Annotated in this window: 16 protein-coding genes; 9 read left to right on the top strand and 7 right to left on the bottom strand. The window is 71.3% G+C overall.

Going from position 1 to position 14,275, the window contains the following annotated elements; translation table 11 throughout:
• Positions 1 to 72 precede the first annotated feature (72 nt).
• Both J2S57_RS26305 and J2S57_RS26300 read left to right on the top strand, forming a co-directional pair.
• Positions 73 to 1,497 (top strand): MFS transporter, encoded by a 1,425-nt coding sequence (locus J2S57_RS26305; RefSeq protein WP_307247753.1) that lies wholly within the window; start codon positions 73 to 75, stop codon positions 1,495 to 1,497.
• A 29-nt stretch (positions 1,498 to 1,526) separates the two neighbouring features.
• Complete coding sequence (locus tag J2S57_RS26300; protein WP_307247751.1) at positions 1,527 to 2,150, top strand: SanA/YdcF family protein; 624 nt, start codon at positions 1,527 to 1,529, stop codon at positions 2,148 to 2,150.
• Here J2S57_RS26300 and J2S57_RS26295 read toward each other — a convergent pair whose 3' ends face one another.
• Entirely contained in the window at positions 2,151 to 2,951 is an 801-nt protein-coding gene (locus J2S57_RS26295; RefSeq protein ID WP_307247749.1) for a helix-turn-helix transcriptional regulator, read from the bottom strand.
• Between the two features lie 86 nt (positions 2,952 to 3,037).
• Between J2S57_RS26295 and J2S57_RS26290 the strand changes: the two genes are divergently transcribed.
• Entirely contained in the window at positions 3,038 to 3,766 is a 729-nt protein-coding gene (locus J2S57_RS26290; protein WP_307247746.1) for an SDR family NAD(P)-dependent oxidoreductase, read from the top strand.
• A 55-nt stretch (positions 3,767 to 3,821) separates the two neighbouring features.
• Here J2S57_RS26290 and J2S57_RS26285 read toward each other — a convergent pair whose 3' ends face one another.
• Positions 3,822 to 6,824, bottom strand: a complete 3,003-nt coding sequence (locus J2S57_RS26285; RefSeq protein WP_307247743.1) for a glycosyl hydrolase — start codon at positions 6,822 to 6,824, stop codon at positions 3,822 to 3,824.
• Between the two features lie 208 nt (positions 6,825 to 7,032).
• A complete protein-coding gene (locus J2S57_RS26280; RefSeq protein WP_307247741.1) occupies positions 7,033 to 7,581 on the bottom strand; it encodes a TetR family transcriptional regulator in 549 nt (182 codons plus the stop codon).
• 199 nt (positions 7,582 to 7,780) lie between these two features.
• Here J2S57_RS26280 and J2S57_RS26275 point away from each other — a divergent pair, with 199 nt between their 5' ends.
• Positions 7,781 to 8,602: a mycofactocin-coupled SDR family oxidoreductase gene (locus J2S57_RS26275; RefSeq protein ID WP_307247739.1), complete on the top strand. Its 822-nt coding sequence runs from the start codon at positions 7,781 to 7,783 to the stop codon at positions 8,600 to 8,602.
• Between the two features lie 92 nt (positions 8,603 to 8,694).
• Here the strand turns inward: J2S57_RS26275 and J2S57_RS26270 are convergent, their stop codons facing one another.
• A complete protein-coding gene (locus J2S57_RS26270; RefSeq protein ID WP_307247737.1) occupies positions 8,695 to 9,615 on the bottom strand; it encodes an alpha/beta hydrolase in 921 nt (306 codons plus the stop codon).
• Positions 9,616 to 9,718: 103 nt separating this feature from the next.
• On the opposite strand from J2S57_RS26270, the gene J2S57_RS26265 reads away from it, so the two are divergent.
• A complete protein-coding gene (locus J2S57_RS26265) occupies positions 9,719 to 10,534 on the top strand; it encodes a helix-turn-helix domain-containing protein (protein WP_307247735.1) in 816 nt (271 codons plus the stop codon).
• A 33-nt stretch (positions 10,535 to 10,567) separates the two neighbouring features.
• On the opposite strand, the gene J2S57_RS26260 is transcribed toward J2S57_RS26265, so the two are convergent.
• A complete protein-coding gene (locus J2S57_RS26260) occupies positions 10,568 to 11,209 on the bottom strand; it encodes an MBL fold metallo-hydrolase (RefSeq protein ID WP_307247733.1) in 642 nt (213 codons plus the stop codon).
• A gap of 62 nt (positions 11,210 to 11,271) precedes the next feature.
• Here J2S57_RS26260 and J2S57_RS26255 point away from each other — a divergent pair, with 62 nt between their 5' ends.
• Positions 11,272 to 11,697, top strand: a complete 426-nt coding sequence (locus tag J2S57_RS26255; RefSeq protein ID WP_307247731.1) for a MarR family winged helix-turn-helix transcriptional regulator — start codon at positions 11,272 to 11,274, stop codon at positions 11,695 to 11,697.
• A 33-nt stretch (positions 11,698 to 11,730) separates the two neighbouring features.
• On the opposite strand, the gene J2S57_RS26250 is transcribed toward J2S57_RS26255, so the two are convergent.
• Both J2S57_RS26250 and J2S57_RS26245 read right to left on the bottom strand, forming a co-directional pair.
• Positions 11,731 to 12,204, bottom strand: a complete 474-nt coding sequence (locus J2S57_RS26250; protein ID WP_307247729.1) for a hypothetical protein — start codon at positions 12,202 to 12,204, stop codon at positions 11,731 to 11,733.
• Positions 12,195 to 12,833 (bottom strand): RNA polymerase sigma factor, encoded by a 639-nt coding sequence (locus tag J2S57_RS26245; protein ID WP_307247726.1) that lies wholly within the window; start codon positions 12,831 to 12,833, stop codon positions 12,195 to 12,197. Before J2S57_RS26245 ends, J2S57_RS26250 begins: the two co-directional genes overlap by 10 nt.
• 242 nt (positions 12,834 to 13,075) lie before the next feature.
• Between J2S57_RS26245 and J2S57_RS26240 the strand changes: the two genes are divergently transcribed.
• From J2S57_RS26240 to J2S57_RS26230, 3 genes are read left to right on the top strand one after another with little or no spacing between them, the layout of a single operon-like run.
• Complete coding sequence (locus J2S57_RS26240; RefSeq protein ID WP_307247724.1) at positions 13,076 to 13,558, top strand: Asp23/Gls24 family envelope stress response protein; 483 nt, start codon at positions 13,076 to 13,078, stop codon at positions 13,556 to 13,558.
• 4 nt (positions 13,559 to 13,562) lie between these two features.
• Complete coding sequence (locus tag J2S57_RS26235; protein WP_307247722.1) at positions 13,563 to 13,922, top strand: hypothetical protein; 360 nt, start codon at positions 13,563 to 13,565, stop codon at positions 13,920 to 13,922.
• Complete coding sequence (locus tag J2S57_RS26230; RefSeq protein WP_307247720.1) at positions 13,903 to 14,256, top strand: hypothetical protein; 354 nt, start codon at positions 13,903 to 13,905, stop codon at positions 14,254 to 14,256. Before J2S57_RS26235 ends, J2S57_RS26230 begins: the two co-directional genes overlap by 20 nt.
• The last annotated feature ends 19 nt before the right edge of the window (positions 14,257 to 14,275 follow it).

Here is a 14,275-nt window from a genome sequence, read left to right as displayed (position 1 = left end):
CTGCGAGTCGAGATCCGCAAGAACGGGGACGGTGACTGGTTCGATCGGCCGGAACACCTCAATCTGCGGTGCATGCGCAAATGGTCACCACTGATCGCCGTCTGCCTCGGCACCTTCCTGCTGCTGGTCGACGTCCTCATCGTCGTCGTCGCCCTGCCCGCCATCGCCGACGACTTCCACGCCGACTACGCCGACCTGCAGTGGGTCGTCGACGGATACGCCCTGTCCCTGGCCGCCCTGGTGCTCGGCGCCGGCTCGCTCGCCGACCGCTTCGGGCGCCGCCGCACCTACCTCGTCGGCATCGTCATCTTCGCGATCTCCTCACTGCTGTGCGCCCTCGCCCCGGACGCCCAGGCCCTCGTCGCCGCGCGCATCCTCCAGGGCCTCGGCGGCGCGGCCATGTTCGCGTGCACCGCCGCCCTGCTCAACGTCACCTACGAAGGCCGCGACCGCGGCGTCGCGTTCGGCATCTGGGGCGCGGTCAACGGCGCCGCCGCCGCGGTCGGCCCGCTCGCCGGCGGCCTGCTCACCGAGCACCTGGGCTGGCGCTGGGTGTTCCTGGTCAACCTGCCGATCTGCCTGGTCGCGATCTGGTTCACGGCGCGCGGGGTCAGCGAGTCCCGGGCCCCCGGCGGCGCCCGCCTCGACCTGCCCGGCACCATCAGCTTCACCGTGGCCGCGGCCGCCGTGACCTACGGCCTGATCCGCGCCGGCGACAGCGGCTGGACCGACGGCGTCGCCCTGACCGCGTTCGCCACCGGCCTGATCGCCCTGACCCTGTTCCTGATCGCCGAAACCCGTTCCACCCACCCGATGCTCGACCTCAACCTGTTCCGCCGCACCCCGTTCACCGTACTGATCGTCGCCGCGTTCCTCACCCACGCCGCCGCGTTCGGCTACCTCCCCTACAGCACCGTCTGGCTGCAGCAGACCCTCGGCAACGGCCCCGTCAAGGCCGGCCTGTACGGCGCACTCCCGATGGCCGCCGCCGCCCTCGTCGTCGGCGCGGCCGCCGGCCGGTCCCTGCAGCGCCTCGCCGCCCGCTGGAGCGTCGGCCTCGGCCTCCTGCTCATCGCCGCCGGCAACCTGGCACAGGCCCGCATCACCGCCGACAGCACCGGCGCGATCCTGATCCCCGGCCTGATCCTCGTCGGCCTCGGCGTCGGCTGCGTCCTGCCCACCAACGCCTCCGCCGTGCTGGCCGACGTGCCCCGCGAACGCAGCGGCATGGCCGGTGGAGCCCTCAACACGTTCCGCCAGCTGGGAATCGCGCTCGGCGTGGCCATTTTCGGGACCGTCTTCACCGACCGGGTCACGGACGGGAACGGCTCACCGGCCGCGTTCGCCGACGGGCTCAACGCCACGCTGCTGCTGGCCTCGGCGACCGCCCTGGTCGCCGGGCTCCTCGTACTCGTCCTGCTCCGCGACCAGACCCCAGCACCGGCGGCACAGCCCGGTCAAACCACCCCGAAACGGACCTCTAGCCTGCCTCTGTGAAGCGAAAGTGGATACGTAGGGCCGTCGCCGTGAGCATCCTGCTGACCTGCCTGGTCAGCGCCCCCTGGGCCTGGACGGTGCTCACGGCGACCGGGCACCGGCACGACCTCGCCGACGCCCCGGCCGCTGACGTGGTGCTCGTCCTGGGCACCGCCGTTGCCCCCGACGGCCTTCCCGAGAACCGGCTGGAAGGCCGTCTCGCCACGGCCGCCGAACTGGTGAAGTCCGGCCGGGCCCGCGTCGTCCTGGTCTCCGGCGACGGCAACGGCGACTCGGGCGACGAGCCCGCGGCGATGACCTCGTACCTGACCGAGCACCTGGGAGTCGACCCGGCCCGCGTCGTCGCCGACCCGTCCGGCCTGGACACCTACGACTCGTGCATCCGCGCCCGCGACGTCTACGACGTGCGCACGGCCCTCGTCGTCACCCAGCCCTACCACCTCTCCCGAGCCGTGACCCTCTGCCGCACCCTGGGCATCGACACCGAGGGCGTCGAGGCCCGGTGCGACAACTGCGGCACGGCCCTGATGATGGTGAAGCAGGCCCGCGAGTACGTCGCCTGCTCCAAGGCGGCCTGGGACGTGATCACCCGCCGCGACCCGTACGTCGGCTCGCCCGCCTCGCCGGAGGTCACCGACGCCCTGCAGTCCTGATCATCGCGGCGCCGCCGCCAGATGCCGCAACGCCCGTTCCGTGGCACTGCCCGGGTCAGCCGTGATGAACACGACCTGCTGATCGTCTTCCGGCACCGCCAGCACATCGCAGTTCAGGCGCAGACGCCCGAGTTCCGGATGCTCGGGCGTCTTCACCTGGTGCCCGGGCAGTCTCACCGGATTGCGCTGCCACAGCTCGCGGAACTCCTCGCTCCCGTCGTGCAATTCGCTCAGCAGAGCACTCAGCGCCGCATCGTGCGGGTACCGCACGGCCGCGCCCCGCAACCGGGTCACCACGATCTCGGCGAACTCCGGCGCACTCGCGGCCGTCGCGCCTGCCTCGGTCAGGAACCGCCGCCGCGCCAGGTTGCACCCCTCCTGCGGCCCGAGAAGGGCTGCGGCCAGGGGGTTCCAGCCCACCACATCATAGTTCGCGGCCGTCACGACCGCGGCCGTTCCCGGCATACGCCCCAAAAGCCCTACCACGTGCGGACGCACGGAGCGGGTCGGTCCCGGTGGCGCCTGGGGGGCGCTGCCCGCCAGACGGAACAGGTGGATGCGCTCGGCCGGTTCCAGACGCAGGGCGCCGCCGACCGCCTCGAGCACGCCCGCCGAAGGGCGCGGTCCACGGCCCTGTTCCAGGCGCGCGTAGTAGTCGACGGACATCCCGGCCAGCTCGGCCACCTCCTCGCGCCGCAGCCCCGGCGTGCGGCGACGGCGACCGGTGGGCAGCCCGGCGTCGGCGGGGCGCAACCCCTCGCGGCGGTCACGCAGGAACCGCGCCAGTTCGGTTCTCGGCATACCTGACCGAACACCCCGGGTCCCCGGTTTATTCGGGTATCACCTGTGCCTGGCTGATGACGGACGCGCGGGGCACCATCGGGTGCATGACTTCCACCACCGCCCTGGTCACCGGGGCCAACAAGGGCATCGGCAAAGAGATCGCCCGGCAGCTGGTCTCGGCCGGCTTCACCGTGTACCTGGGTTCCCGTGACGCCGCCCGCGGCCGGGCGGCCGCCGAGGAGATCGGCGGCGACTGCCACCTGGTCGAGCTCGACGTCACCGACGAGAAGAGCATCGCCGCAGCCGCCGCCTCGATCGCCTCCCTCGACGTCCTGATCAACAACGCCGGTGTCCTCGTGGACAGCGACACCGGCCCCGACGCGTCCCTCAGCAGTTTCCGGGCCACCTACGAGACCAACGTGTTCGGCGTCGTCGCCGTCACGAACGCCTTCCTGCCCGCCCTGCGCCGCTCCCCCGCACCCCGCATCGTCAACATCTCCAGCGGCACCGCCTCACTGGGCGCCAGCACCGACGAGGCCGTACGCGCCTCCGCCACCGGCGCGCCCGCCGTGCTCTCCCCCGGCGCCGTCAGCTACCGGTCCTCGAAAGCCGCGCTGAACATGATCACCGCGCTCTACGCCCAGGCCCTGCCCGGGTTCCGGGTCAACGCGATGGCCCCCGGCCTGCGCGCCACCGACCTCAACGGCCGGGCCCGCAGTCTCGGCGACGACCCGGCCGAGGCCGCCGAGGGAGCCGTGCGCCTGGCCCGGCTCGACGACGACGGCCCGACCGGAACCTTCGTCAGCTGGGACCTTTCGGTGATGCCGTGGTGAACGTCCCGGATCCCGGCCGGTGCTCGGGCTGAGCACCGACCGGGACCCTCGGTGATCAGGCGACCGTGGCCGTTCCGCGCGGCGTGATCGTCACCGGCCCGACCAGCCCGTTCGCCTGCACCGGCCAGGTGCCCTGGGTCTTGTTCAGGGTGCGCAGCCGGTTGATCAGCGTCGTGGAGACCGTCACCTCGAGCGTGTTGGCCCCCTGCTTCAGGTGGGAGCCGATCTCGGCGCTCGCGCTGAGCTGGTTCACGAAATCGACCGTCCGGCCGTTGATCGTGACGGTGAACGAGTCGGTGACGCTGCCGAGGCTGAGGGTGGCCGACTGAACGGCCTTCCAGGTGGCGTCGAGCTGGAAGGTCGAAGTGTAGACGCCGATTCCGGACGCGTCGGTGAGCTCGGGGATCTGCGGCCAGGGTTTCAGGGCGGCCAGTCTCACGGAGACCGCCTTCTTCGTGGTCTTCGTCGCGGCCGGGCCGGTGGTGCCGTAGGCCGAGGCCGGCTGCCAGTCCTCGGCGTTCAGGGTCCACGTCGTGCCGGTCAGGTCGATCGCCCGGGGCAGGGCGCCGATCTTCGAGTGCACCACCCGGCCGTTGCTCAGCGTCGTGGAGTACGAGCCGGCGGCGGCCGCGGCGATGACGATGGCCCCGTCCTTCCCGGGCACCACGGCGTCGGCGGTGGTCGAGACCACGTGCAGCGCCCGCGATTTCTGCCCGAAGCGCGACGGGTCGGTGGTGAGCACGACGATCGCGGTGTCCTCGGGCGCGAGGTCCAGGGACACGGTCACCGTGCCCTTGCCGGTGGTGTACCGCTCGATCGGGGTGACGGATCCGTCCCAGGGGTTCAGCCGCAGCGGTGTGCCGCGGCCCGCGAGGGTGAAGGTCGCCGACACCGGGCTGCCGGTCGCCGGGTCGTAGGTGTTGGCCGGGGTCTTGGGCGAGATCACCGAGCCCTGGTTGTAGAACCAGTAGAAGTCGGCGCCGTTGTCCTTGCGGTGCACGGTGAGCACCGGGCCGGCCTCGGCCGGCTGCGCGTCGGGGCGGATGCCGAGCTTCGTCAGCAGGGCCGGGACCTCGCTCTGGCGGGCGACGACGTGCACACCACGCTGCGCCAGGAGCTGTTTCATGAGCTTCTGGACGGTCGCGTCGGCGTCGGCGTCGATGCCGGGTGAGGACGCCGGGGCGGAACCGACGACCACGACGGGCAGCCCGGCCTTCGCGAGGGCGAGCACGCGCCGGGCGGTGGCCACGTCCATGGCGGAGCGGGACGCGGCCGAGGTGGGCAGCTGCTGACCGTCGAGGATGAGAACCTTGTAGCCGGGGCCCTTCTCGGCCAGGCGCCCGTTCGTCACGATGGCGTTGGGCAGGGCCAGGAGGGTGGGGTTGAGGTAGTCCCGGGTGTAGCCGCTGCGCTCCAGCCCGGCGTCGCTCCAGTACTGCAGGTTCTCGTACAGGTAGGGCTGCGGGTACACGTAGTTCTGCATGTACACGGCCACGTCTCGCTGCGCCGTGCCCTGCGCCAGCACCTGCTGGGTGCGGGCGAAGTAGGCGTTGTAGCGGGCCGCGTCCTTCCAGTGCGGTGAACGCGGGCCCCAGCTGTTGCCGAAGGAGTCCGGGAAGAGGGAGAACCCGGGCCAGACCGAGGTGGAGCTGTCGGCGTACGGGTAGATGTGGCTGACCAGCTTGGTCACACCGCCGGCGTAGGCCTTGTTCATGTGCACGACCTGGTCCTGCCAGGTCATCGCGTAGGCCCCCTGCAGCACCGCGGACGCCTCGATGGAATACCAGGTGCGGCCGGTCATGTGCACGGCACTGGCCTCGGGCAGGTAGTTGTCCACCACGTCCCCGAACCACAGCGTCTCGGTCTCGACCTTGTCCAGCACGGCGGCGGCCTGGATCGAGTCGACGGCCGGGCCGTTCTGCCCGTACGGCTGCAGGCGGATCTTCTGGTTGTACTTCTTCGCCCACTCCTGCAGCGCCAGCACCTGGGTGCGCAGCCACACATCCGTGCGGGTCTGGGCGAAGTCGTTGGTGAACTTGGCCGTGATCGTCGCACCGAACGTGAATCCGGGCAGCGCGGCCCCGAAACCGGAGGTCGGCAGCGTGGTCAGGGCCGGCAGATAGGGGACGAGGCTGTAGCCGTTGGCTTTTCGGAAGTCCGCGGCGAGGGTGTTGCTCCAGGTGTCGTTCGGTGAGCCGCGGTCGCCGGTGTGCGAGTCGTAGAACAGGTCACCGGCGTTCTTGCGCAGCAGGCTCTTGATCGGGGCGAACTCCTGGTCCATGACCTGGGTCAGCACCCGGCGGCCGGCGACGGTGAGAAGGTCCGGCTGGGCGATCGTCCCGACGCCGTACACGGCGATCAGCGCCCAGTCGCCGCCGGTGGGGGCGGTCCAGGTGAGCCGGCCCGAGCTGGTGCCGCCCTGCACGCCCCTGGTGTCGCGGTCGGTGACCTTGCCGGTGAGGTCGGTGGCCGAGTCCAGGTCGAGGGTGGTCGTGGCCGTGGTCGACCAGGTGCCGGTGATCCGGTACGCGATCACGGCGATGAGGGTGAGCCGGTTCTCGGTCGACGGCGCGGGCAGCACCCCGGAGAACGAGGTGCCGCCGGCGAGCTTGACCGCGCCGTGAACGACGCTCTTGCGGGCGTTCTCGTCGTCGACGGTGAAGCCCTCAGGGGCAGCGACCGGGCCGTGGCTCAGGCTGATGGTGATGCCGAGCTCGTTGGCCTTGCGCAGGATGGTGGCCACCTGGGCGATCGGCGGGAACGTGCCCTGGCCGATCTCGGCACCGAAGATGCCGGCCCGGGCCATCTCGGTCAGCTCGGTCTCGAGTTCGGCGTCGGTGACGGCGGGGGCCAGGGGCCAGCGCACCCAGGGCGCGTCCGCGCGGGGCGGGGTGGCGAAAGTCCTGAACGTCAGCCGGGCCCCGAGCAGTGGGGCCGACGCTGCCTGCTGCCCGGAGGCGAACGCGGGCGCGGCCAGGCCGGCGCCGGCGACCGCCACCACACCGCCCATGAACCCTCGGCGGGACATGCTCGCCACAAACGTCTTCTCTGACGCCATGAGCTCTCCTCATTGAGAACATGAATCGTTTCAATCGGTGCGCTCATGAATCTACGAGGCCCGGACGGGCGGCGTCAATCCTCCGGACCTCACCGACCGCGCCGCTCGCCGCAGCGCGAGACCGCCGCCTGGTCGCACGAGAATCACTGAGGTGGGACAGCTTTCAGCTCCCCGAACGCACCACCTGTGGTTTGGCTGTGAGTTCCGCTCAGGGGCGCAGCATCGCCGCGGCCGACCGGCACAGGGGCCGCAGCCAGGCCTCCAGATCCGCGATGAATCCCTCCGGGTCGTCCTGCCGGACGCCCGGCCGGCGGAAACTCTCGACGTAGGCCTCGGTCACGGCCCCGGCGAACGCGGCGTTGCGCAGTGAGGCGTCGGCGCGCTCCGGATCCAGCCGATGATCCAGGTAGGCCCGGATCTGCGCGGTCCAGCTCGCCCAGTGCTCGGCCGTTCCCGCGCGCAGGCCGGGCGCGGTGTCGAGCAGGACGAACCGGTCGAGCCAGACGGGATTGGCCAGCGCCCGGCGCGTCGACTCGATGACGCAGTCGGCGACCACCTGGTTCGGCGGGCGCCGGGCCGGCGCCTGCCCCAGGCCCTCGCGCATGGTCTCGAGCACCGCGTCGAAGGCGAAGAAGACGACGTCGGCCTTGGTGGCGAAGTAGCGGAAGAAGGTGGCCCGCCCGACGCCGCACTCGGCCGCGATGCGCTCGACGGTCACCGCGTCGTAACCGTGCGCCAGGAACAGCCGGATCGCCATATGTTCCATTTCGTCCCGGGACGTGACGGGTGGACGGCCGGGGCGGCGCGATTCGGGGGCGGACACCTGTTGATGCTAGAGGACCAGGGTCCCTATATTTTGAGACGCGGTATCAGAACTGATGCCGGGCACCACCCATGATCGAGCGGGGGCGATCGGACACGTGCCGACGCCGAACCAGAACGAAGGAGTTCATCTCATGGGAAAGCTCGACGGCAAGGTCGCTTTCATCACCGGCGCGGCCCGGGGACAGGGCCGTAGCCACGCGATCCGCCTGGCCCAGGAGGGCGCGGACATCATCGCGATCGACATCCTCGAGCAGCTCGACACCATCGACTACCCGGGGGCGACTCCCGCCGACATGGAGGAGACCGTCAAGGCGGTGGAGGCCCTCGACCGCCGGATCGTGTTCAAGCAGGGCGACGTCCGTGACATCGAGACGGTCAAGGCGGTGTACCAGGCCGGCGTCGCGGACCTCGGGCCGGTCGACATCGTGCTGGCCAACCACGGCATCGCCCAGCTCGGCAGCGCCGAGCCGGACCCGGTCAAGACCTTCCGCGAGGTCGTCGACATCAACCTCGTCGGGGTCTGGAACACGGTCTGGGTGTGCGCCCACGACATGATCGAGCGGGGCCAGGGCGGCTCGATCGTGCTCACCAGCTCCACCCAGGGCCTGACCGGCCGTGGTTCCGACGGCTCGGCCGGGGCCCTCGGCTACGCGGCGGCGAAGCACGGGGTGGTCGGCCTCATGCGCAGTTTCGCGAACTGGCTCGGCCCGCACAACATCCGGGTCAACACCGTGCACCCCACCGGCGTCGAGACCCCGATGGTGATGAACGAGGTCATCGGCAAGTACATCGCCGACAACCCCGAGGCCGCGAAGATGACGGCCAACCTGATGCCCGTCGACCTGATTCAGCCCGTCGACATCAGCAACGCCGTCCTCTTCCTGGTGAGCGACGACGGCCGCTACGTCTCCGGCGTGACCCTGCCCGTGGACGCCGGTTTCCTGGTGCGCTGAGAAGGCCCGGCCTTGGCCGCCTCACGGCGGCCAAGGCCGATCAGCGAGTATGGCTGTGCCGGAACGTTTTTGAGGCGCCCGCCATCAGCTGCTCAGGGCCTCGCCGAGGAACTCAGGGCCTTGCCGAAGAACTCGGCCATCCGCGCGACCGCCCGGGTGACGTCCGCGTCCTGGTCGTAAAGGCTGTAGTGCGTGGCACCCTCGATCACGAACAGCTCCTTGGGCTCACCCGCCCGCTCGATCGCCAGCCGGCTCAGATAGCCCGTGTGCGCGTCCGACCCGATGATCATCAGCAGCGGACGGGGCGAGATCAGCGAGATCAGGTCCCAGGAGCTGTACTGGATCAGCTGGTCCAAGTTCCGCAGCGGCCAGGGCTGCACCGCGCGCGGGTGGAAACCGCGCGGAGTGCGGTAGAACTCGAAGACCTCCTGCAGATCCTGAGGGGCGTCCGCGGGCAGCTCATGCGGCAGCCACTCGGTGCGCACCACGTCCGCACCCCGCGCCTCGGCCGTGCGCGCGGCGTTGGCCGCGCGCAGCAGGTCCCGCAGTTCCTCGGGCGTCTGCGTGCCGCCGATCCCCTCGCGCCGGGCCAGGCCCATGTCCGTGGCGCTGACCGTGGCCACGGCCTGGATCCGCAGATCGGTCTGCGCGGCGAAGGACACATAGCCACCCGAGGCGCAGATACCCAGCGCCCCGATCCGCCCGGGATCGATGTCGTCGCGGGTGCTCAGGTAGCTGACGGCGTTCTTGACGTCCTCGGCCCGCTGGAACGGATCCTCCAGGCTGCGCGGCTCCCCCTCGCTCTCGCCCTGGTAGGCGGCGTCGAAGACCAGGGCGGCGAAACCCTCCCGGGCCAGGCGCTCGGCGTAGATGCTGGGCGACTGCTCCTTCACGCCCCCGCCCGGATGACCGATGACGATGCCCGGCCATGGGGTGCTGGTCGGCTCCTCGGGGGTGAACAGGACGGCCGCGAGCTTGAGGCCGCTGCTGGTGAACGTCACGTTCGTCTTCATGGCCACCAGGCTGACGCATGCAGGACGCGCGGATAAGGGGACAGTCTTGTCCCCGTCTCGGCATCAAGTCCCGGCAGCCAGTCCCGGCATCGATACTGGGACGGTGAACGAACTGGGCGACTTCCTGCGGGCCCGGCGTCAGGGGCTGGACCCGGCGACGGCCGGCCTGCCGGCCTCCGGTGGGCGGCGCCGGGTGAACGGGCTGCGGCGTGAGGAGGTCGCACAGCTGGCCTCGATCAGCCCGGACTTCTACGCCCGCCTGGAGCAGGGCCGCCGTCAGGCCTCGGGTGCGGTGCTGAAGGCGCTGGCGCAGGTGCTGCACCTGAACGACGACGAGCGCCGCTACCTGTTCGACCTGGCCGGCAAGGACGACGACCGGGCCGTGGCGCACGGGCAGGCGGTGAGGCCCGAGTTACAGCGTCTGCTGGACGATTTCAGCTACGTCCCGGCGGTCGTCCTGGGTCACTTCACCGACATCCTGGGCTGGAACCCACTGGCCGCCGCGCTGTTCGTGGACTTCGGCCGGTATCCGCCCGCACAGCGCAACTTCCTGTGGCTGCTCATGCGCGAACCCCACTTCCGCAGCCTCTACGTGCACTGGGAGGACATGGCCCGGGGATGCGTGGAGCAGGTACGGATGGAGGCGGCCCACCGTCCCGGCCATCCGCGGCTGACCGGGCTCGTGAACGAGCTCTCCGACGGTGACGAGGACTTCCGGCGCTGGTGGCGCGATCACGGCGTGGCCGCCCATGCCCTGGGCACGAAGGCGTTCCGGCATCCGGTCGTCGGTGAACTGTCCCTCCAGTGGTCGAACCTGGTCAGCGCCTTCGAGCCCGACCAGCAGCTGGTGACCCTGACCGCGGAGGCGGGCACGTCGTCCCACCTGGCCCTGCGGCGCCTGGCGGCCCGGATCGCCTGAGGGCCCTGAGAGCCTCCTGCCCCGGTTGCCGGGTCAGGCCTCCACGGTCTCGCCCGGGGCGGGCGAGAGCATGGGCGTTCCGGTGAGGCCCTTCTCACCGAGGAACCGGCTGAACGACGTGCGCCCCACCGCGCTCAGCATGACGTCGTGGATCTGCACGGTGCGCCGCGGAGCGACGGCCGTGATGAAGTCGATGGCCTCCCCCGCCTTGCTCCACGGACCGCTGGTCGGCACGAGCAGCGTCTCGACCTCGACGTCCGGCACCGCGTAGGAGTCGCCGGGGTGAAAGATGCTCCCACCGAACAGGTACCCGATGTTGTGCGGAACCTCGATACCGTCGTGGATCGGCGCGTGCGCCCCTCCGAACGCCCGCACCGGCAGCCCGTCGATGTCGAACAGCTCACCGCCGGTCACGGTGTTCAGCTGGTGCGGGGACACCTCACCGCCCGACCCCAGGGCCGCCGTCACGGCCGCCGGACCCCACAGGCGCAGGCCGGGGCGGGCCGCGAGAGCCGCGCGCACCTCGTCCTGAGCGAAGTGGTCGACGTGCTCGTGGGTGATGACGACGGCGCTCGCCTCCGCCAGGAGCTGCGGGGCGTTCGGGGTGAACGCGCCCGGGTCGACGAGGACACCTTCAAGGGTCACGGTGGCATGAGCGTGCTTGGTCAGGTTCATGGTGTGCCTTCACGGAATCTATACAACATGGCTGCGCAAACCATACAACTATGCTGTGCACCATGGAAGCGAGCGACCTCAGCCAGGCATTGCGCCTCTCGATCAGCACCTTCGTGCGAGCCACCCGTGCCCAGGCCGACGCCCTCCCTGCGTCCCGGTCCGAAACCCTGCGTGAGCTCGCCCGGTCGGGGCCCCAGCCGATGGCCGCACTGGCCGCCGGGCGGGGCGTCAGCCACCAGACCGTCAGCCGCATGGTCGGGGAACTCGAGCAGCTCGGTCTCGTCACCCGCGCCCCCAACCCCACCGACGCCCGGGGATTCCTGATCGCGATCAGCCCGCACGGGCAGGCCGCACTCGACGCCGATCAGCAGGCCCGTCACCATCGGATCAGCGCCGCGATCACCACCGCGCTGACCCCCTCCGAGCGGCAGACCCTGGCGCAACTCCCCGGCCTGCTCGATCGGCTCACCGAGGCCATGACCGGCTGATCCCTCCCCGGCCGGGGAGGGGACGGCCCTCGCTCAGGCAGTGCCCTCCGGCGAGGGCCCTCCGGTCACGTCACCGATGTGCACGTGCGGCTCCGCGCAGTCGCCGGCCGCGGCGCCGAGAAGGCGCTGCAGCCGCTCCTTCGTCTCGGCCCGGACCCGGTCGGCGGCGGGCCGCACCACGGTGCCGAAGGCGACGGCCACCTCCACGCGCACCGCGGTCAGGGTGTCGTCGTCATCGATGTCCAGGTGTATCCCGACGACCGTGACCCCCTCGACGGCCGGGGCGGCGGCCAGGTGCGCGGACACGACGTGCTCACGGATGCCCACCGGCCCGGACGGAGCCTGCGCCCGCACCAGCCGGGACCGGCGCGGCACGCTCAGCGAACGGCGCAGGACGCGGGGGGACGCCGCGGCCCACCGGGCGTCCGCGACCTCCCGGAAGGCCTGCACGGCGGCGCGCATCTCTCGCGATCGGGAGGGGCTGACCTCGCGGGGGATCATCTCCACTTCTCCATTCTGGCGGCGAGGCTGGTGCGGGCCCGGTGCAACTGGCCCCGCACGACGGTGGGCGTGGTGCCGAGGATCCCCGCGATGTCGTCGTACGAGAGCCCTTCCATCTCCCGCAGGATCCAGCTCTCCCGCTGACGCCACGGCAGTTCGGTCAGTGCCAGGGTAAGTGCCTGACGCAACTGTTCATGGTCCAGGTGTGCCTCCGGCTCCTGGTCGAGCGGGGCCGCGACGGCGATCAGCAGGTCGTCCCCGACGGGCACGGGCCGCCGTCTTCGGCGCTGGTTCAGCACCTCGCGCGCGGCGATGGCGAACAGCCAGGTCCGCAGCCGGGCCTCACCCCGAAAGGTCCCGATCCGCAGCCAGACCCGGGTCCAGGCGTTCTGCACCGCATCCTCGGCGTCGGCCGCGTTCCCCTCGAGCATCCCCAGGGCGTAACGGAACAGCGCCGGCCCGTGGCGCCGGAAGATCTCGGCGAACGCCTCCCGATCCCCCAGCCCGGCCCGCCGGGCCAGCTCGGCGTCGTCCGCCCGCTCCTCGAAAGAGACTGCCGCCCGGGAGTTCCGGATCCGCCCGGAGGTCCCGGGAGGTAGGTCGGGCGACGAGCCGTCCATGTCCTGCACGTGCATTGCGGGTCCTTCGCGACAAGGCCTATCGCTGGCCCTGGCGCCCCGTTTTCCCAGCCCCATCAGGGGTACCCGGCCCGGCGGGGTGCCGCAACAGCACTCACGCCCAGAGGTGAATGTGACACCCGTCACATCGTTGCGGGCGTGACGATCCGGCGCCCGGGGCGTCCAACCGTTCAGCACCGTCACAGTGCGACCGGCTACCCACTCACCGGTCGATCCGGCGTCCAGAAAGGACTTTCGTGATGGCTCAGACCCTTGAGAGCAGCTCGAACAACAGCCCGTCCAGCACCTCCGGCACCACGCCCGGTGTGTCCACCGAGACCGCGCTGGTGACCAAGCAGGGCCGGACCTCCATCGCCGACACGGTGGTCGCCAAGATCGCCGGCATCGCCGCCCGCGAGGTCTCGGGCGTGCACTCCCTCGGCGGCGGGGCCGCCCGGGCCGTCGGCGCCCTGCGCGAGCGCATCCCCGGCAGCCGTACCAACCACTCGCAGGGCGTCTCCGTGGAGGTCGGCGAACGGGAGGCCGCCGTCGACATCCAGCTGGTCGCGGAGTACGGCGTGTCCATCGCGGACCTCGCCGGTGGTATCCGCCGCAACGTCATCGGCTCCCTCGAGGGAATGACCGGCCTGCACGTCACCGAGGTCAACATCGAGGTGCAGGACATCTACCTCCCGCAGGACGACGACGACCAGGACACTCCCGCCGTCTCCCGGGTGCAGTGACCCGGTGACCGAGGCCAGCGAGCTCCTCGCCGACGTGGTCCGGGCCGTGCCCGGGGTGGCCGGCCTGCACCCCGGGCCCGGCCCCGGCGAGATCGCCACGTACCTGCCCGGGCGCCGGGTGCTCGGGATCCAGGTCCGGCCGGAGGTCACCCGGGTCCACGTCGTGCTCCTGGCCTCGGCGCCGATCCTGGCCACCGCCGACGCGGTCCGCGCCGCGGCGGCCGGGGTCCCGGGGATCGGGAGCACCCGGGTGGACGTCGTGGTCGAGGACGTCGTGGTCGAGGACGTCGTGGTCGAGGACGTCGTCACGTCCACCCCCGGCTCGGAGGGGACAGGGGGCGGACGTGACGGACGGCTCCCGTGACCGCGACCCCGGGTGGGCCCGCGAGGGCAACGGGAACCGCAACCGTGCCGGGCCCCGCAAAGACGGGAATGACCGGGACGACGGCCGGGACCGGCGCCGCCGGGAACGGCGTCTGGCCTGGCAGCACCATCCCGACCGGGGCGGTGACCCGCAGACGTACCTGCGTCTGCGGGCCGAGCTCGCCCGGCACGACGGCGAGCCGCCCCGGACGGCCCTCGTCCTGCACACGACCTTCCGGGCCCGGGTCACCGCCCGGGCCCGCCGGGCCGGCCGGCGTCTGAGAACCGTCCTGCCAAGGCGCCTGCCGGGCTCCCGGCGCTACTTCGAGCTGTGACAGCACGTCCTGACAAGGA

This window comes from Kineosporia succinea (assembly GCF_030811555.1).
GTDB lineage: Bacteria > Actinomycetota > Actinomycetes > Actinomycetales > Kineosporiaceae > Kineosporia > Kineosporia succinea.
Note: the sequence above shows the minus strand (reverse complement) of the source record. Positions and strands in the feature narration are given on the sequence as shown.